Below are 19,004 nucleotides of genomic sequence, written 5' to 3' on the forward strand. Positions count from 1 at the left end.
ACTCAACAGACGGAAGCAAAGATACTGTTTTTCTGGTCAAGATGCTGATAAATTAAAAAAAAGCCATATGAAAGGGGTGTTTTACGCGTTGAAAACGTCTGAAATTGCCGTTATCAGGCCTAAATAAAAGAAGCCGCTTTCACAGCGGCTTCTAAAAACTTACTTTGCCGCCTCCGGTGCAGCATCAGGTTTGGTTTTTGGCTCTTCATCCCCATGATGACAGGTATAACAGGAAACCGCCATTACTTCACTGCCTTTAAAGAATTTCTTGTTGATGCGTTTGGTCATCTTCATCATATCCCTGGCAGTGCCTTTATGCGGATTAGCGTCACTGGCGAAGTCCAGTTTCTTTGCATCATCTTTCCGCGGCTCATGACAGAAATTACATTTTACGCCCAACGCAGCATTAAAACCGCGCATTACCTTGATCAGGTCATCATGACTGATATCTTTTGGCAATACTTTCAGATTGGTAGCCTTCTCCGGCTCCTGGGGCAATGCGAGTGAACATAGGGTACCGACAGCCATAAATGCCGCCACCACTACAAAGCTTTTCCTGATTTTCATTGATCTTGGGTTTAAATAAGTCTGTAAATGCTTCCTTCAGGGAAGGAATCTACAAAAAAGAATAATAGGTTGTAGGTGTATACATCCGCTTTTTCTTTCTTTCAACCCAACGATCAGCCAAAAAAGAACCCCGCACCCAGACGGATGCGGGGGCTTTTTCTAGTTATGAGGACTTAGTTATTGTCAACACAAAGCTTATTATAGATCAGTTCATCAGAAGAAATCGGCCAGATATACTGAGGAACCGTTGGCGCAATAACAGGCACCGTACTGCTTTTGGCAGGGAACGGAATGCCAAGACGGGTAATCTCCATACTTCTGAAACCTTCTCCCAGCAATTCAATATGTTTCTCCTGGGCAATAGCCGTCAGCAAGGCTGTTACATTGGCAAAATCAGCTACAGTATAAGTGATGGTAGCATCGGAACGGTGTCTTACCGCAGACAACAACGCTACCGCAGTTGGGTCTACTGAATTGGTTTGCCGCGCCCTTGCTTCCGCCAGGTTCAGTAATACTTCTGCATACCTGATCACAGGAATATAATCTGTGAACGGACTTGGAGTAGGGAATTTGGTCCAGTATTTTTTCCCGAGAGATTGTACAATAAATTTCCTTCGTGTATCAGTGTCAGACTTCCAGGAAGAATCAGCGATCACCCCATTAGGATGCATGGAGTACTCACCATTACCGGTAAATGGCTTTGCAGCAGGCGTAAAATAATATCCAAGCTGTGTTTGCGTGCCCGGAAAATCGTCTGTAGAACCGGTAAATGGCAGGGAGAATATAGATTCCTTTGTAGAATACGGCGGCGCAAATACCTTTTGTACATCCGCTTCCAATGCATGCCCGGCAGGTGATACAAACGGCGCGCTGGCAGACACCAGTTTTGCCGCTTCTGCTATTACTTTATCATATTGCTCCATATACAGGTACACACGGGTTTTGTAAGCAATAGCGCTATAGGCGTTGGCGCGCGTAATAGACGTCAGGGCGCCTGCAGCCGGTTTTGTTAACAACGTTTCAGCAGAATCCAGGTCGCGGATAATCTGCGCATATGTTTCATTCACCGTACTACGCGCACGGGCATAACTACCAATTTTAGCATGTCCTTCGGTGTGAATAATTAAACCGGGCTTACTGCCGGCGCCATCCCAATGCGGACGCGCATATAACTGCAGTAATGAAAAGTAGCTCACGCCCCGTACAAATTTCGCTTCGCCGGCATACAGCTTCGCAATGGAGTCACCCACCACCTGGTTGCCAACAGCATTCATGCCCGTAAGAAAAACATTCACGTTGTTAATGGTGATGTAACCCTGCGACCAGATCTCCTTCACTTCCTGCGCTTCACCCGTAGGCACCATTCTCCAGCTGGCATTCAATGTTACGTTGTTAGCCTTTTCATTCACAAAGTCTTCGCCCCTTACTTCATTGGCAATGGCATATTTTCCACCGAGGAACTTGCCATGCTTCATTACAGAATACAAGCCATTCGCCTGGCTGGCAATCCGCTCTTTGGTTTCAAAAGCCTTGAAATCAGGAATATCCGTAGAGGGAACCGGCTCCAGTAATCCTTTCTGACAAGCACCTAAACCCATCACAGTAACAGCCAATATATTTAAAGCATATTTTTTCATCTTCTTTCAATTTAAAAGTTAACATTAAGACCCACTGTCAGTGTTCTTCCATTACCAAGCGTATTACGGTCAACACCCTGACCGGAAGCATTATTACCATTGGAAGAAACTTCCGGATCCGGACCGGGATACTTTGTAATCAGCGCGAGGTTTTGTCCTCTTACATAAACTTTGGCGCCCTGCAGCCGGATGGCGTTTGCGATGTTGTCAGGAAGACGGTAAGTGAGTGCAGCGGTGCTTAATTTTACAAAGTCGCCTTTAAAAACATTCGCGGCAATTGCAAAAGAAGAACCGTTGGAAATGTTATCCCCGTATACTACACGCGGCATATCAGTCTGATCGCCTGGATTCTGCCATCTGTTTAACACATCTGTACTGTTGTTCCAGTAACGCTGATCTCTTAATCCTGCATTACTGCCATAGTACACGTAAAATCCTGTTTGATAGGTAAGCAGCACGTTCAGCTCAAAGGCTTTGTAGCGGAAGGTATTCTCCAGTCCGCCGAGTACTTTCGGATTGGTATTTCTATACGCCACCGCATCTTTCACACCCACGGTAGGAGCAGCTTTGCCATCTTCATATTTATACTTAACGGCATCTGCATTGTTAAAATAAACCTTGTCGCCGTTGGCATTGATAAAAATCCTTCTGCCTGTTGCCGGGTCCACACCATCGGTGCGTACTACGTACAACATGCTGGTAGGATAGCCTACTTTGTTGATACTGGTTTGTTCCAGGCTGCTGGTAACAAAAGGGATCGCAGTGATATCACCGGCCAGTGATGTCACTTCATTTTTGTTATGCGCAATGTTGAAACCGATGTTCCAGGAGAAATCACGTTTATCAATAGCCACAGCGTTTACACTGAACTCTATTCCTTTGTTATACATGCTGCCCACGTTGGTGGGGATGGTAGCAATAGTAGCCGTGGTGCTGGTGATAGGAATACCGGCAGATGGCATCTGCGGTACAAACAGGATTAAGCCGTTAATATCATTATAGTAATAAGAAAACTCACCACTGATCCGGTTATTCAGTATGCCGTAGGTAAATCCTACGTCTGTTTTTTTACTGGTTTCCCAGTTCAGATCGGGGTTACCCGCCTGGTTGAAATAGATAGAAGAACTACCACCGTAAGGAGCAGGCTTGTACAATGATAAGGCGTCATAATCGCCCAGGCCCGCGAAGTTACCCACTTTACCATGACTGGCCCTGATCTTGAAACTGCTGAATACATTATTAAGACCGGCGTTTGTCCAGAATGCTTCTTTCGTAATTTCCCATCCTGCAGAAAAACCATAGAAAGTACCTTTCTTAAAGTTGGGCCCGAAAGCGGAATATTGGTCCTGTCTTACGTTGGCGCTTAAATAATATTTCTCGTTATAATTATAATTTAAACGGGAGAAGGCAGACAACAGGTAATTTTCTTTGCGCAGCAAATAACGCGACAGGTCCGTGAGCCAGCCTCCTTCACTATTATTGAAATAGTTATCCATCTGTTTCTGGCGACGCAAACCATAACGCTCGCGTGCATCACGCTGTTGTTCAAAACCCGCCAGCAGGCTCAGATTGTGTTTACCGAAAGAACGGTCCAGTTGTACGGTATTGGTCCATACCCAACGTTTGTTTTGTGTATAAATACTGGTAACATCACCGGTAGAAGATACTCCGTCGCCCGACAGGTAATTGAGATAAATATCGTTGTTCATCAGGATGTAATCCGCACCATACTGGGTTTTTAAAGTGATCCACTCAGCAGGTTTCAACTGCAGGTAAACGTTGCCTTGTATATGACTGGCTTCTGTATTGGAATGATCCATATCCAGCAGAACCTGCGGGTTGTAGATACCTATGGGCAGCGTATTTTTTCCGCCACTCATACCGGAACCACTGATATTATAACTTCCATCATTGTTATAGGGAGATACTAACGGAGAAGTAAGGAAAGCCAGACGGGCAAGACCGCCGGAGTTAAAGGCTTCCCCTTCCAGTGAGCCGGAAGATCCGGAGATCAGGCTTTGCTCATTGGAGTAAGACATCCGCGCACCGATGGAAAAGGCTTTTCCCAATTGCTGATCAATACTGAACAGAAGGCTCTTGCGTGCGAAGTCATTTCTTTTCAGAATACCCTGTTGTTTGGTATACCCTGCAGAAAAGTAATAGCTGGTGCTTTCGGAACCACCGGAAACATTTACGTTATGATTATGCGATATTGTTTTGTCGCGGTACACCACATCCATCCATTTGGTATCAATTACTTTACCATTGGCATCGAGGTTGGCTACATAGCGATCTGTATTACCGGCGTTTTTCAACGCTTCATTTTTCATTTCAAGAAACTGTTCTGTATTCAATACAGTAGGCAGGCGTGTAGGTCTGGTAGTACCTACCCAACCATCGTAGGTTACTTTCGGGCGACCGGCCTTGCCTTTTTTGGTTGTTACAAACACTACACCATTGGCGGCACGGCTACCGTAAATAGCAGTAGCAGCAGCATCTTTGGCGATATCTATAGAAGCGATATCAGCAGGATTGATACTTGATAATGGATTCAGCGGTGAGTTGGAAATACCCGCGCCCACATCTCCTGAAAATGCGGGTACGCCATCAATAACGATCAACGGATAGGCGCTCATGGAAATAGAATTGGAACCACGGATACGGAATACCGGCGGGTTGTTCACGATTCCGTTAGGTACGGTGATCTGCACACCTGCCGCGCGGCCACCTAAACCAGCCTCAAAGCTTTGTACCGGCAATTCCGCGATGGCGCCGCCTTTCACAGAGGCGATGCTGCCGGTTACATCTTTTTTACGTTGCGTGCCATAACCCACTACCACCACTTCGGAAATAGATTTTGAATCAGGCAACAGGATTACATTGCCTGTAGAATTGCCTGTAATAGGCAGTGTTTTTGTTTCGTATCCTACAAAAGATACTTTCAGCGATTTAACATTTTCAGGTACGGAAAGCGAGAACTCGCCCATTGCATCAGTAACAGTGCCTGTTCTGCCTCCGGGTAAGCTTACAGAAACACCAGGTAATCCATTACCGGTATCGTCTGTTATCTTTCCTTTCACAGTGCGGGGATGCTGTGCCAGCAGCGAGGTGGCTATCAATAGCATACCTGCCAGCACGAGTAGAAGTTTCCTCATGTCAGTTAGATTTAATTGTTGATAAAAAATTACAATGGTGGTATCGAGATTTTGGCAATAGACATCCTGTTCCGGTTCATGAAACCGGATTAGCATGCGTTAAAAAGGCCAGGTGATTACATTAGCTAAAAGGCTTTACAGCACAGAGTTTTAAGGTTTTAGTTATAATAATTAAAGGTTTAGATTCAGAATTTTGGTTGCAGCTACAATACAAATACACACAATAAGGTTCACCGGTAAATATTACTGGTTGCTTAAAAATAAAAAAGAAATTTAACTTTTCATCGCAGCGATAAATATTACTTAATATTCATCTCTCCAAAAACGATTTTCTACTGCTCTAATACATAGGTATCAGCAGCTTATATATTTAATTCTCACAGGAATTTTTTTATTCTTCTAATATCTGTTTTTATAAACCATACTAAAACAAAGGATATCAGGCGGTGGGATTTAATCCGCAATAACCGGGTTTTTTACCGATATTCACGAGGCTACCTTTGTTTAAAAACATTGAAGCCATGAATCATTACAACACCGTTGCCACGGCAATAGACTATATTAAAGAGCATTTCAAAACGCAGCCCGACTTACAGGAAATTGCTGCGGCAGTACATATGAGCCCATTTCATTTTCAACGTGTATTTGCTGAGTGGGCAGGGGTAACACCTAAAAAGTTCCTGCAATACCTTACACTGGATTACGCCAAAACGATGCTGAGAGAAGAAAAGGTGACCGTGTTCGATGCCGCCTTTGAAGCGGGCCTTTCAGGTACCGGGCGCCTGCACGACCTGTTTATCAATATCGAAAGTATGACACCGGGAGAATATAAAAACGGCGGCAAGGCACTACGCATTAATTACAGTTTTGCTGAAAGTCCGTTTGGTGATATCATAGTGGCATCCACTTCAAAAGGTATTTGCCACATGGCCTTTGCAGACGATCAGCAACTCGCCCTGCAGGAGCTGACTGCACAGTTTCCTCATGCGCAGTTTACCCAGATGGTGGATCTCATCCAGCAAAACACCCTGTATATATTTACGCAGGACTGGAGCCGGCTGTCGGAAATAAAACTGCATTTGCGGGGAACGGACTTTCAACTGAAAGTATGGGAAGCGCTCCTGAAAATTCCGATGGGTAATTTAACCACCTACTCCCAGCTGGCTACCACCCTTCAAAACCCGAATGCCTCCCGTGCAGTGGGTTCAGCCGTAGCGCAGAATCCTGTGGCATTCCTGATCCCTTGTCACCGCGTAATTAAAGCTACCGGCGACACCGGGCAATACCACTGGGGCAGTACACGTAAAAGTGCCATCATCGGCTGGGAAGCCGCAAAGAAAGGGCATACCGCCGGAGGGGAAATATAATCATCCCGTAATCTTATCAATATTCTGCAAAGACAAAAAAACAAAGGGCTGCCCGCTTGTGTAGGACAGCCCCGTTTTTGCTTATGAAAAAAAGGACCAGCACTAAATAGTGCCTGCCGGTTAGACGAGGAAAAAAGTTTGTCAGAAAAGTCAAAATATCACCATTGTATAAACGTCATCAACATGCCTGCAGGGCATGAGCATTAGTTCTCTCACGAAAGATCAGCGTCTGGTTTAGATGTTAATCAAGTTAGTTTATCGTTTGTGATACTCCTGTTTTTCAGATTTTGGTTGCTTACTATAAACACACCTCCCGCAGATGCTCAGTAGTGCTTAATAGGTTACCTTAAAAATAAAAAATAATTTTGCATTTTCATATATAAATTTCCTGTTTGTTTGCAGACCGCACTAAAAATTATATCGACATTTAGTATCAACCCTTTACATATGCCAATATCTACGCGTTTTCTTACCTTTCCATAAAAAACGATGACCTCCGGAAAGAAACCTGTCGGACTGACTACCTCGCAGGGCTGGGAAACCGGCATCCGACGCACTTTTGCGATCGCTCCCATGGAAGCCTGGGAAAAGCTGTTTACACAACCCATACTGGGATTATGGCTGGATAATAATGCAAACATCCCCTTTGAAAAAGGCGACTCCTATACCACCCGATCCGGTATCACTATCCACGTAGCTTCCGTTACCACCGGTAAAGTGATCCGCATGAAATGGCAGCAGGCCCCCGGTACAAATACCTCTACCCTGCAGATAAGAGTGATTCCCGCCAAAGAAAAGACCGTCATTGCCTTTCATCACGAATGGCTGAAAGACGGCGAAGAAAGACTCAAAATGAACGACTACTGGAAAAAGGTACTGGATAAAATCAGTGAAACAATCTGATCGAACATATAGCTGCTTATCTATGTTATACTACCAGCATATACAGTTATTGGTAAGCATCAAACCTAAAAAAGCCCTTATCCGGTTACAGGCAAATTTTGCCGGACCATTTTTAAGCGTATTATAAGGCGGCGCTCCGATTCTTACCCCTAACTTTGCTATACCAAACACCAAAGTACCTACGGGAACGCGAACTTATGAATGTTTACAGTATAGTTAAAGGGCCCCAACAGCCAGAGCTGCTTCACCATGAAACGCTGGCAGATATCTTTTCACAAACAGTGCAGGAACACGCCCATCACACTGCACTGATATTCCAGCAACAAACGCTTACTTATCAACAGCTGGATCACTGGAGCGATGCCATCGCCGCATTCCTGCAATCCAAAGGAATAGGCCCCGGCAGTGTAGTAGGCATCTGGTGGCCGCGCAGCCTGGAACTGCACGCCGCAATACTGGGTATCATAAAAGCCGGTGCAGCTTATGTTCCGCTCGACCGGGAAATGCCCGCGGAAAGAGTGGAAGGCGTACTTACAGAAGTAAAGGCTGCCGCCTGCTTCAGCGAAGTGCCTCTCCAGCTGGAAGCCCCGGTATTATCCATACCACCGGTACCCGACAGCACCGAAGTATTCACCCTTCATGCCGGACCACAACCCGAAAACTTTGCCTACGTATTATACACTTCCGGCAGTACCGGCAAACCCAAAGGTATTCCGATCAGTCACCGGCAGATCTGCCACCTTATCAGGGCAGAACAAACCGTTTTAAATATCCGCGCCACCGATAAAGTGTACCAGGGCTTCTCCGTATCCTTTGACATGTGGTGTGAAGAAACCTGGCTTAGTTACTTCGCCGGCGCTACCCTCTGGGTGGCCGACGCTACTACCGCGAAGGCCATTGATGAACTGGGCGACGTATTGCGCCGGGAGAAAATTACCGTACTACACGCCGTTCCCAGCCTGCTCGCCATTATGGATGATAACATCCCCACACTGCGCCTCATCAACGCCGGTGGCGAAGCATGTACACCACAGGTGTTATCCAGGTGGGCAGCGCCTCCCCGTCACTTCTATAACAGTTACGGCCCTACGGAAACAACGGTCAGCGCTACTTTCGCCGCACTAAGGCCGGGAGATTATATCACCATCGGCCAGCCACTGCCCAATTACAACATGGCCGTGGTAGATGAAAAACTGGATATCCTGCCGGTAGGCGAACGCGGGGAACTCGTTATTTCAGGACCCGGAGTAGGCGCCGGATACATCGACCGCCCGGAGCTAACCCGGGAAAAATTTGTGGATAAACCATCTTCCATGACGGAGTTGCCCGGCAACCGCCTGTACCGCACCGGCGATGCCGCCATCATTTTACCGGATGGCAGTATCGACTTCCAGGGCCGCCTCGATGATCAGATCAAACTACGCGGATACAGGATCGAACTGGGAGAAATTGAAAACCAGCTCCATGCCATTGCCGGCATCGCCGCAGCGGCAGTAGCTGTAAAAAAAGACAGCAACGACCAGGACCAGCTGGTGGGTTATATTGTACAGGAAGATCATTCTCCTTTTGATGAATCCTCCCTCCGCGCAACACTCGCCAAAACATTACCGCCCTATATGGTGCCTGGCACCATTGTAGCGCTGGAAGATATGCCCCGCCTGCCCAGCGGTAAAATAAACCGCAAGGCGCTGCCACTTCCGGCTGCCTTTACACAGGTAACCACCCATGAAGCCATCGATCCGGATGCACCCGTTGCCGACAGGATCAGCGCTATCCTGGCAAAGGTATTTCCGGACAGGACAATCGATCTTCAGCAGGACTTTTTTACAGACCTCGGAGGACATTCATTGCTGGCAGCTGCTTTTGTATCACGACTGCGCCGGGAAGCCAATGTGCCGAATGCATCTCTCAAAGACATTTATATACATCGCCCCCTGCAGGAACTGGTAAATGTATGGGCAGCACAGCCACAGTCGGCCCCAAAGCCGCATCGTGTTTTTAATAAAGTGCCGTGGTGGCGTCACCTCAGTTGCTGGATAGCGCAAACCATCGCTGTATTGGTGATCTTCGGATTATTTGCCATGCAGATATTTCTTCCCTACCTGGGATATTATTATGTAGAACAGGATACCAGCCACCTGGGATATGCTATCGTTACCGCGCTCATCATGTTTTGCCTGCTGCCTCCTCTCTTTTCTATTCTTATTATCAGTACAAAATGGCTGGTCATCGGAAAAATGAAAGCAGGAGATTATCCTTTATGGGGTACTTATTATTTCCGTTGGTGGCTGGTAAAAACAATCCAGCGTCTCATGCCTTCACAGTTCCTTAATGGTACACCGCTATACCCCGCTTATCTCCGGATGCTGGGTGTGAAAATAGCGCCGGATGCGCAACTCGGCGCGGTGACTATTGGCGCGGAAGATCTTGTTACGATTGGCAGTGATGTAAGTATCAGTTCACAGGCAGTGATTAATAATGCTTTTGTAGAAGATGGCCTGCTGAAACTCCGCACCGTACATCTTGGCGATCATGCGTACATAGGCAGCAGTGCAGTTATTGGCGGTGATACGGTAATGGAAGCCTGGAGCGAGTTACAGGACCTTAGCTTTTTGCCCGCCAACAGTACCGTGAAATCAGGCGAAGTATGGCAGGGTAGTCCGGCAGTGTTAAAAGTAACTAAAAGTATCAGCGATCTGCCGCAACCATTGCCCGTATCAAAAGCTACCCGCAGAAAATACAGCGCTATCTTTTCCCTGTTCCTGCTGGTATTTCCATTCACGGTGTTATTGCCGTTATTGCCTACTATCATTACCCTCAACCAGATGGATAATGCAGCGCCGGACTATAACTTCAATTATATGGTGATCACACCGGCACTGGCATTGAGTTATATTATTTTATTTACCGGGCAGACAGTATTGCTCACCCGTTTACTGCAATGGGGCATCAAGCCGGGTACCTACCCTATTTACAGTGCGTTTTATGCCCGTAAATGGTTTGCCGATCAGCTGATGTCGTTATCCCTGATTGTGATCCATCCAATTTTTGCCACGGTATATATTTCTTCGTTATTCCGCGCACTGGGTGCTAAGATAGGCCGCAATACAGAAGTATCTACCGCCAGCAGCGTTACCCATCCTTTGCTGGAAATCGGCGACGGCGCCTTTATTGCGGATGCGGTAACGCTCGGCGAATCCGATGTACGCGGGCAACAACTAATACTGGAAAAAACGATCATCCATAATACCAGCTTTGTAGGCAACAGCGCCCTGATACCGCAGGGATATGAATTACCGGAGAATATGCTGATAGGCGTGCTATCCACGCCGCCATCCAAAGAACAGCTGGCAGCAAGTACTGCGCGCGACTGGTTTGGATCGCCGGCCATTGCGCTGCCACGCCGCCAGGAAAGTCATTTCTTTCCGCCGGAACTCACCACTCACCCATCACCACAACGCAAACTGGCCAGGGCTACGGTAGAGTTTATACGTATCCTGATCCCCGAAACAGTGGTGATCTGCTGCAGTATCCTGTTCATCGCCTATGCCCACGACCTCGTAACAGATGAAGCCTGGTGGATGATCCTGTTGCAGTTCCCTTTCTATTATCTCTTTTTCCTGGGGCTGCCCGCATTCCTTTTCACGGTATTGCTCAAATGGATCCTTGTCGGCAAATACAAGGCTTTGCAAAGTCCTATGTGGACGTCCAGTGTATGGCGCAGCGAAGCGATTACTTCTACTTACGAAGCCCTCTCTATTCCGTTCCTGCTGGAATACCTGAAAGGAACGCCATGGCTGCCGGTGATACTCCGGCTGCTGGGTGTAAAAACAGGCCGCCGCGTATTGCTGAATACCGCAGATATCACAGAGTTTGATATGGTGGAAATAGGCACTGACAGCGTATTGAATGAAGACAGTGGTCCGCAGACACACCTGTTTGAAGACCGGGTAATGAAGATAGGACCCATTAAAATAGGCCGCAGAAGCAGCATTGGCGCAAGATCCATCATCCTGTACGACAGCGAGATAGGCGATGATGTAAACATTGCACCCCTCTCGTTGTTAATGAAAGGAGAAAAATTACAACCGGGTACCAGCTGGACAGGCAGCCCGGTTAAACCCGAATAACGCTACCGTATATACGAAAATGATCATCATCCGGTCCATACAGATAAGAGATCACTATGATCTTATCAGCAGTATGATGGAGCAGCTGCATCTCTCGGAAAAAACATTCTTTCTGAAAACAGCCGCCTGGGAAAGCATTGCTTCAAACTACATGCAGCATGTAATGGAAATGCAGGAAACCTGCAATGGTACCTGCCTGCTGGCATATGTTGATGCGCAGCCGGCAGGCTTCATCTTTGCCTACCTGGAAGAACCGGATGAAAGCCGGATTGAAGATTACACCGGTAACACCCTGTATGTATCTGATGGCTATGTGGCCAATGAATTCCGCCGGCAGGGTATTTACAGGATGATGAATGAGGAACTGGAACGGATATACGTAGAGATGGGTATCCGTAGAATAGTAAGATATACACTGGCCAACAACCATCGTATGCAACAGTTCCTCGCGTCGAAAGATTATGAACCGGTACGGCTGGTATATGAGAAGTGGCTAACTCCTGATGGAAAGAAACCAGTTCCATTGTTTCCACCTCTTCCTGACTTATAATTTCTTCTTAAATAAAAACAGCGGCAGAAAAATATTCTCTGCCGCTGTTTTTATTTAAGAAGAAATGTCATTAATAATCAATAGCGTGATCCTTTTTTACAGGAGCCCCGGCATATGCTTTCTTTGATGTCCATGGTTGCGCAGGCGCCGACCAAAAAGGGTTTGAAGCAGGCAACCCCAATGCCAGGAAGCCGGTGCTACATAAGTACAGGCTGCCGGTAGAGGTATAAACATCTGCAATTTCCGGCTGATGCCCGCAGAAACCAATCTGCAGCCAGCCTTTTTTATCAAAGGTACCGGGCGTTTCAAATATTCGTTTATTCACTGCCGTTAGTGCGCACCTTACCTGTGCAGGGGATATATCTTCTGGTAATTTCTCTTCTAATGCAATTTGCGCCAATGCCTGGAAGGCCGCGTTGCGGTAGGGCATCGAGCGACCCACTACCGGGAAAGTCCCTTCAGGAGATACCTGTTTTTCAAGAATAGCAGCATAGCGTTGCATCCGTTTTAATGCCAGTTCATAATTGGCTTTGCTGCTTTCTTCTTTTTCAGCCATCACCTTTAGTACATCTACCAGCATGGGATGAATTACAAAGGAGTTGTAATAGTCGTAATGAAAATGCGCACCATCACCATACATGCTATCGCCCTTGTACCACTCCATCATTTTTTGTACGGCCAGGTCTATTGGTTTGCGGTCCCAGTCGGCGCCGAATTTCAGCAGCATGGCTTCAATGATAGCGGAGAACAACACCCAGTTATTGGTAAATGCTTTAATGCTGCGTAAGCTGATCAGGCCATCTATAACCTGTTGTTGTGTTTTAGCAGACAGCCTGCCCCAAACGTGTTTGGGGGCGCGTAGTAATCCATGTGCGAGGAAAGCGCCATCTACCAATGGCTGCGCATCAAACTTACCGGTAAAGTTCATATAGTCCGGAGAGGCAGGATCTACCGCCATTGCTATAGCTTTACGGGTCATCTCCAGCATCTCAATACGTTTGCTGCCTTCCATTGTATTATCTTCCCCCAGTTCCAGCCAGGGTGCAATACCGGCGAGGGTTCTGCCAAATGCTTCGAGATAGGTTACTTTATCCACCGGCTTTCCATAGCTGGGCGCCACTTCGGTAGGCATGGTAGCTTTCAGTTTCCCTTTGCTCAGCTGCTCTATAACGGGACGGCATATACGAATCATCAGATCCACATTATACTCCCTGTCGCCGGTCGCAGGCTTTTCACCAGCCATTGCTTTCAGCAATCCTTTTTCTGTGCCTATGGTGCTGGCCACTCCTGCCATAGGAATAGCCTTGATAAAAAAGCGTCTGTCCATGCAAATAAATTTACGGCGTTATTTCGCCCATTGTTTATACCGCAGCAATGCTTCTACAAAATAATAATCGGCGTAGGTGAGCGGTACATCTACTTCCGATTTATTAGGCAGGTGGCCTACGCTATGCATCAGTATGAAATCATTGTTCTCTTCTTCCTTCGCCAGGTATGCCGGGCTGCAAAGGCTTGCCAGCATTTTTTCTGCGGCGTTCCAGTAACGTTTGCCATCGGCTTTGCCTGTGTAGCGGCTCAGTTCCAGCAGTGCAGATGCGGCTACCGATGCAGCAGATACATCACGCAGTGCGTTGGGAATATCCGGTGCATCATAGTCCCAGTAAGGCACCAGGTCGGCCGGCATATGCGGGTTGTTCAGGATAAAGTCTGCAATATGACGTGCCTGTTCCAGGTAAGCTTTGTCCTTTGTATCGCGGTACATCAGGGTGTAACCATAGAGGCCCCATGCCTGTCCGCGCGACCAGGCAGAGCTGTCTGCCAGCCCCTGGTGCGTCTTACGTCCATTTACGGCGCCGGTAGCAGGATCATAATCCACTACGTGGTAAGAGCTGTAATCCGGCCGGAAATGATTCTTCATGGTGGTGTTGGCGTGTATGCGTGCAATGTCTGCAAATTGTTTATCGCCGCTTTCGCGGGTGGCCCAGTTCAGCAGTTCGAGGTTCATCATATTATCAATGATCACCGGGAATTTCCAGGCGCCGTGATCCCACGATTTGATACAACCTACAGTTGGATTAAACCGCGTGGATAATGACTTTGCACTGGTAAGCAGGATAGCTTTGTAAGCGGTGTCTTTTGTGATGCGCAGCGCATTGCCAAAAGGACAATACATCATAAAGCCCAGGTCATGTGTGTGGGTATTGTACTGCTCTTTTTGTACAAGCGCCATTCTTTTCAGGGCTTCATTCTTAAAGGCCGGATCTTTGGTGTATTCAAAAAGATACCAGTTGGTACCGGGATAAAAACCGGAGGTCCACCAGCCGGAGTTAGACGTCATCAAACTGCCGTCTTTGCTGGTGCTACGGGGTAACAAGCTGTCGGGCACATGCTTCATCATCAGCTTATACTGCCTGGCGGCAAATTGCAATGTGGCATCTGCCTTTGCCAGTAAGACTTTATCTGCTTTACCCGCTTGTGCATACGATTGCATCAAAAATGCAGGCAACAACAGTACTGTAAAGAACAGGTTCTTTTTCATAATAACGTGATTAGAGTATGATCATTTCTTTTTTCCGCTGCTCTTGACTGTACCGGCAGAAGATTCGCGGGCTATCAGTTGAATAGGTATTATTTCCTGTGAATAACGTGGTACGCTGGAAGGGGCGGTATTAATCAGTTCCATGAGGGCAGCCACCACCCTTTCTCCCATCATAGCCGGATACTGGTCTACACTGGTAACAGGCGGCGTAACAATTTCTGTCCGGGGATCATTGGAATACCCTACTATTTTCAGGTCTTCCGGCACCCTTACATTGATCTTACGGCAATACTCCATGATGGTAATAGCAGTAGTATCGTTAGATGCAAATACGCCATCCGGAAATGGTGGTTGCGAGAATATTTTTTCACACGTTTGCCAGGCGTTATCGCGCGTGAGCTCGTGATAAAATACGCGCGTTTTTTTAAACGGCAGCTTAAACTCCTGTAAGGCGTTCTTGTACCCTGCTACTCTTTCCACATACAGGTTACAGCTTAGCGGCCCGGAAATATGAACAATATCTTTACAACCTTTTTCTATCAGGTGGGTAGTGGCGGTGTAACCTCCTACGTAATCATCTCCCTTAATCACTTTTACATTGTAATCTTTAGGGACCCTGTCAAAAAATATCAGCGGGATGTTGTTGTCCTTGAATATATCGAAATGGGAAAAGTCGGTGGTATATAACGTAGTGGATACCACCAATCCGTCTACCCGTGCGGAATACAGCGTATTCACCAGTGCTATTTCCTGTTCGTAGGAATCATTGGATTGGCAGATGATCAGGTTATATCCATGTTCCTGCAGTTTATTTTGAATGATCGTACTGATAGCGGCAGGAAAGAACATGGAGATACGCGGAACAATAAGCCCGATGGTTTTGCTTTTGTTGTTGCGCAAACCGGCGGCTAAGGCATTAGGACGATAACCCAGTTTACGGGCCATCTTCTTCACCTTATCTTTCGTACGTGCGCTGATGTTAGGATTATCATTCAGCGCGCGTGAAACAGTAGATACTGAGAGTTTCAGTTCTTCTGCAATATCCACAATTGTTTTTTCGGTACGTTTGCTCATGTATAGAGGCTATTAGCTGTAAGTGTTCTGTTATCTTCCCATCCAGCCACCATCCACTGTAAGGATAGTACCATGTACATAATCAGCCGCTTTTGAGGCAAGGAATATTGTTGGTCCGGCAAAATCTTCCGGTTCACCCCATTTGCCGGCTGGAATACGGTCCAGTATAGCACTGCTGCGTTGCTGATCTGCCCTCAGTGCTGCGGTATTATCCGTGGCAATATATCCCGGGGCTATTGCATTCACATTCACTCCTTTGGAAGCCCATTCATTGGCAAATGCCTTTACCAGTGATCCTACGGCTCCTTTACTGGCTGCATATCCCGGCACATTGATACCGCCCTGGAAGGTGAGCAAAGATGCTGTAAAGATAACTTTTCCGCTCCCACGGGCAATCATTCCTTTCCCGATTTCACGGGTCAGGATAAATTGAGCGTTCAGGTTGATGTTAATCACTTCGTCCCAGTACTCGTCCGGGTGTTCTGCAGCGGGCTTACGGAGAATAGTACCTGCGTTATTCACCAGGATATCTATTACAGGAACATCCTGTTCCAGTTGCTTAATAAATGCATAGAGGCTGGCCCGGTTGGAAAAGTCGGATTGATAAGCTTTAAAACTACGGCCCAATGCCTTTACCTCTTTTTCCACTTCGCTGCCACTCAGCTCCAGGGAGGCTGACACCCCGATAATATCGGCGCCTGCGGAAGCCAGTGCCACCGCCATCGCCTTTCCTATACCACGTTTGCAGCCGGTAACCAGCGCAGTTTTTCCTTTTAATTGAAATAAGTCCATGATGAATAAGTTGGAGCTTTCCGGCACACCACTGGTGGCCTGCCGGAAAAGTTATTGAATCGTTACCTGTAAGGGTTGCTTAATTTTTTGGGCGAATGTTTCCAGGTAGCTGAACCACTCTTCGGCGGAAGTAATTCTTCCGCCTTTGTTCCACGCCGCCCCGAAATAGTATTCATATGGCTGCTGGCTCCCTGCTGTTCCGGGGCTTAGCAAATGTACGCGATCTGTTTTCATTCCCGGTACTTCCCGGGCAAAAACACAGCCTATACCCAAGGTGCCATCATCGCCATGAGCGGGCTCCCAGTAGCCCATTACGCCGGTTTTCTCATCCAGCAATACGGTACCCGGCTCTTTGCGTTTTACAATACCGGTTACCACGGGGATGTCATTCCCTTTGAAACTGTATTGTACCTGCATTTTATTGAGTTGGGAACCTGCATCCAGGGAAATGGTTTTGGTAACAGTAACAGCCGTGTTGCCCGCCTGCCAGGTATCGTAGGTCAGGGAAAAAGTGGTGCGCAACGGACCATTATCAAGGGTTTTCGACTGCCGGTAGTTTTTCGGGAAATAGATGGTATCCTGTCCGGAAGGCGCTGTATCACCTGCGCCAAGTGTTAAGCCCACGCTGTAGTAGTCCAGTCCCTGCCCGTTGTCGTGGTGATAGTTATCCAGTTTATACCAGGTGTCGATCACCATATCGGTGGTGCGCTTCGCCCATACATCAATACCATAGGCCATTTCTTTCGGTACCAGTTCAAGCGCCTTGCCATACATGCGGTAGGCCATGCGGTCATTTTCCCAGGCGTAATCATCTTTGCGTTCAGGTACATAACGACCATACGCTTTCGCCTTTACCGGCGCCGGGGCACCTTCTGCCACTGCGGCATACAAACTTGCAGCGGCGGGCAGCGTTACCTGTAGTAATATCTTCTTTGCTGATTTACCACCTTCATAAATCAACTGATAAGGAATTTCCTGTCCGCTCACTATATCCACTACTTTAAAACCTTTCAACGTTTGTTTGGATAATTTCGCGCTGAAAGCGGGATAAGGAATTTCTGTAACCTCTTCTATCCTGTTGATGCCGGTGTTATTGGAGATGACCAGGTGAGCAGCTGCATTTTTCCGGAGATCATATTTGATCAGTTCTGAACCGGCTAACAGGAACGCACCTACGCCATATACTTCTGTGTCGTTAGCAGTAGCTTTTCCAGGCGCAGCGCCTATTTCCTGGACAAAGCCCAGTTTACCATTTGGCTGTACGCAACCGGTAAGTGCTTCCCATCCCTTCTGTATTATCGGTAAAAATTTTTTCTCCGGTAAAAGACCATTGTTCACACCCCACATCAACGCATATACGTAGAAACCGGTACCGCTTGTTTCCTTTGCCGGATAGCTGTCCGGGTCCAGTAAGCTGGCATGCCAGGTACCGTCTGCAGTTTGGAGGGCGGCTATGCGGTAAGCCATTTGTTTATACAGGTCCTGGAAACGTGCCTTCCCGGCGTAGCCAGCCGGCATATTATCCAGCATACGCACCAGGCCGCCCATTACCCAGCCGTTACCACGACTCCAGTATACGTTGGTGCCATTCTTTTCTTTTTTGCCGATATAACTGCCATCGCGGTAATAAAGGCTATCCTGCTTATTATACAGGTAGTCTGTTGTTTTCCACCACAGCTTGTCTGCGGTTTCCAGGTAACGGGAATCACCGGTGGCGGTGCTTAAATAAGCCAGCGCCGGAGGCCCCATAAACAACGCATCACACCAGGCCCATTCACGATGATGAATACCATCTTTCCATTCGAGCGATTCTGTATGCGGCGCTGCCACAATGCTATCTGCCAGCTTACGGAATTTATCGATCATTACCGGATCTTTATACACACTGTTTAGTTGTGAGTATAGCTGTCCCACACAGTATTCATCTGCGAAGAAACGGTCCGGTCCTGTGTTCCAGTCATTATCTTTTCCTACCTGTACCAGGCGGTCAATAAAGAAGGGATTGGATGTTACCTGTGCCAGCGACATCATGCCTGCATACATAGCGCCGTTGGTCCAGTCGGTAGGCGCATGGTTCCAGCCATTGGCAGTAATATGGCGCCATTGCCAGGAAGCCACTTTTTCCATTTGCGTCCTTACCGCGGCAGCGGTATAGGCATCTGTGAAAACCGTGGCATGCTGCCCGGTAACAGGTTCCGTAGCATGCACCGGTAAGCCGGCATGCAGGAAAGACAAGCCCAGCAAGCTTCCTGCGATAATTTTTTTCATCATCATGATAGCAGCTATTATC

General features: G+C 47.3%; 12 protein-coding genes. 4 read left to right on the forward strand and 8 right to left on the reverse strand.

All coding sequences use genetic code 11. From position 1 onward, the window contains the following. Positions 1 to 159 precede the first annotated feature (159 nt). The 3 genes from B5Z18_RS10255 to B5Z18_RS10265 form a co-directional block, all read right to left on the reverse strand. A complete protein-coding gene (locus tag B5Z18_RS10255) occupies positions 160 to 567 on the reverse strand; it encodes a c-type cytochrome (RefSeq protein WP_079469258.1) in 408 nt (135 codons plus the stop codon). Positions 568 to 740: 173 nt separating this feature from the next. Then, positions 741 to 2,204, reverse strand: a complete 1,464-nt coding sequence (locus B5Z18_RS10260) for a RagB/SusD family nutrient uptake outer membrane protein (RefSeq protein ID WP_079469259.1) — start codon at positions 2,202 to 2,204, stop codon at positions 741 to 743. An 11-nt stretch (positions 2,205 to 2,215) separates the two neighbouring features. Then, positions 2,216 to 5,359 (reverse strand): SusC/RagA family TonB-linked outer membrane protein, encoded by a 3,144-nt coding sequence (locus B5Z18_RS10265; protein WP_079469260.1) that lies wholly within the window; start codon positions 5,357 to 5,359, stop codon positions 2,216 to 2,218. Positions 5,360 to 5,880: 521 nt separating this feature from the next. Here B5Z18_RS10265 and B5Z18_RS10270 point away from each other — a divergent pair. The 4 genes from B5Z18_RS10270 to B5Z18_RS10285 all read left to right on the forward strand — a co-directional run bounded on the left by B5Z18_RS10270 (position 5,881) and on the right by B5Z18_RS10285 (position 12,309). After that, on the forward strand, positions 5,881 to 6,726 hold the full coding sequence (locus tag B5Z18_RS10270; RefSeq protein ID WP_079469261.1) for a bifunctional transcriptional activator/DNA repair enzyme AdaA: 846 nt from the start codon (positions 5,881 to 5,883) through the stop codon (positions 6,724 to 6,726). A 489-nt stretch (positions 6,727 to 7,215) separates the two neighbouring features. Beyond that, complete coding sequence (locus B5Z18_RS10275; RefSeq protein WP_079469262.1) at positions 7,216 to 7,629, forward strand: SRPBCC domain-containing protein; 414 nt, start codon at positions 7,216 to 7,218, stop codon at positions 7,627 to 7,629. Positions 7,630 to 7,826: 197 nt separating this feature from the next. Next, positions 7,827 to 11,759, forward strand: a complete 3,933-nt coding sequence (locus B5Z18_RS10280) for a Pls/PosA family non-ribosomal peptide synthetase (protein WP_079469263.1) — start codon at positions 7,827 to 7,829, stop codon at positions 11,757 to 11,759. A gap of 19 nt (positions 11,760 to 11,778) precedes the next feature. Then, the gene (locus B5Z18_RS10285) at positions 11,779 to 12,309 is read left to right on the forward strand and encodes a GNAT family N-acetyltransferase (RefSeq protein ID WP_079469264.1); all 531 of its coding nucleotides are present in this window, start codon (positions 11,779 to 11,781) and stop codon (positions 12,307 to 12,309) included. Positions 12,310 to 12,379: 70 nt separating this feature from the next. On the opposite strand, the gene B5Z18_RS10290 is transcribed toward B5Z18_RS10285, so the two are convergent. The 5 genes from B5Z18_RS10290 to B5Z18_RS10310 are packed head-to-tail and all read right to left on the reverse strand — an operon-like array spanning position 12,380 to position 18,988. Then, on the reverse strand, positions 12,380 to 13,636 hold the full coding sequence (locus B5Z18_RS10290) for a DUF2264 domain-containing protein (RefSeq protein ID WP_079469265.1): 1,257 nt from the start codon (positions 13,634 to 13,636) through the stop codon (positions 12,380 to 12,382). Between the two features lie 18 nt (positions 13,637 to 13,654). Further along, positions 13,655 to 14,848, reverse strand: coding sequence for a glycoside hydrolase family 88 protein (locus tag B5Z18_RS10295; protein ID WP_079469266.1), 1,194 nt, complete (start codon positions 14,846 to 14,848; stop codon positions 13,655 to 13,657). A gap of 21 nt (positions 14,849 to 14,869) precedes the next feature. After that, entirely contained in the window at positions 14,870 to 15,922 is a 1,053-nt protein-coding gene (locus B5Z18_RS10300) for a LacI family DNA-binding transcriptional regulator (protein WP_079469267.1), read from the reverse strand. 30 nt (positions 15,923 to 15,952) lie between these two features. After that, positions 15,953 to 16,714 carry an SDR family oxidoreductase gene (locus B5Z18_RS10305; RefSeq protein WP_079470034.1) on the reverse strand — a complete coding sequence of 254 codons (762 nt, stop codon included), beginning with the start codon at positions 16,712 to 16,714 and terminating at the stop codon, positions 15,953 to 15,955. Between the two features lie 51 nt (positions 16,715 to 16,765). Continuing rightward, positions 16,766 to 18,988, reverse strand: a complete 2,223-nt coding sequence (locus B5Z18_RS10310; protein ID WP_079469268.1) for a DUF4861 family protein — start codon at positions 18,986 to 18,988, stop codon at positions 16,766 to 16,768. Positions 18,989 to 19,004 lie beyond the last annotated feature (16 nt).

It is taken from the genome of Chitinophaga ginsengisegetis (genome assembly GCF_900168065.1).
Lineage (GTDB): Bacteria > Bacteroidota > Bacteroidia > Chitinophagales > Chitinophagaceae > Chitinophaga > Chitinophaga ginsengisegetis.

Excerpts from the sequence above, each read along its gene's own strand:
- B5Z18_RS10255 (WP_079469258.1), bottom strand. The coding sequence starts at position 567 with ATGAAAATCAGGAAAAGCTTTGTAGTGGTGGCGGCATTTATGGCTGTC.
- B5Z18_RS10260 (WP_079469259.1), bottom strand. The coding sequence starts at position 2,204 with ATGAAAAAATATGCTTTAAATATATTGGCTGTTACTGTGATGGGTTTA.
- B5Z18_RS10265 (WP_079469260.1), bottom strand. The coding sequence starts at position 5,359 with ATGAGGAAACTTCTACTCGTGCTGGCAGGTATGCTATTGATAGCCACC.
- B5Z18_RS10270 (WP_079469261.1), top strand. The coding sequence starts at position 5,881 with ATGAATCATTACAACACCGTTGCCACGGCAATAGACTATATTAAAGAG.
- B5Z18_RS10275 (WP_079469262.1), top strand. The coding sequence starts at position 7,216 with ATGACCTCCGGAAAGAAACCTGTCGGACTGACTACCTCGCAGGGCTGG.
- B5Z18_RS10280 (WP_079469263.1), top strand. The coding sequence starts at position 7,827 with ATGAATGTTTACAGTATAGTTAAAGGGCCCCAACAGCCAGAGCTGCTT.
- B5Z18_RS10285 (WP_079469264.1), top strand. The coding sequence starts at position 11,779 with ATGATCATCATCCGGTCCATACAGATAAGAGATCACTATGATCTTATC.
- B5Z18_RS10290 (WP_079469265.1), bottom strand. The coding sequence starts at position 13,636 with ATGGACAGACGCTTTTTTATCAAGGCTATTCCTATGGCAGGAGTGGCC.
- B5Z18_RS10295 (WP_079469266.1), bottom strand. The coding sequence starts at position 14,848 with ATGAAAAAGAACCTGTTCTTTACAGTACTGTTGTTGCCTGCATTTTTG.
- B5Z18_RS10300 (WP_079469267.1), bottom strand. The coding sequence starts at position 15,922 with ATGAGCAAACGTACCGAAAAAACAATTGTGGATATTGCAGAAGAACTG.
- B5Z18_RS10305 (WP_079470034.1), bottom strand. The coding sequence starts at position 16,714 with ATGGACTTATTTCAATTAAAAGGAAAAACTGCGCTGGTTACCGGCTGC.
- B5Z18_RS10310 (WP_079469268.1), bottom strand. The coding sequence starts at position 18,988 with ATGATGATGAAAAAAATTATCGCAGGAAGCTTGCTGGGCTTGTCTTTC.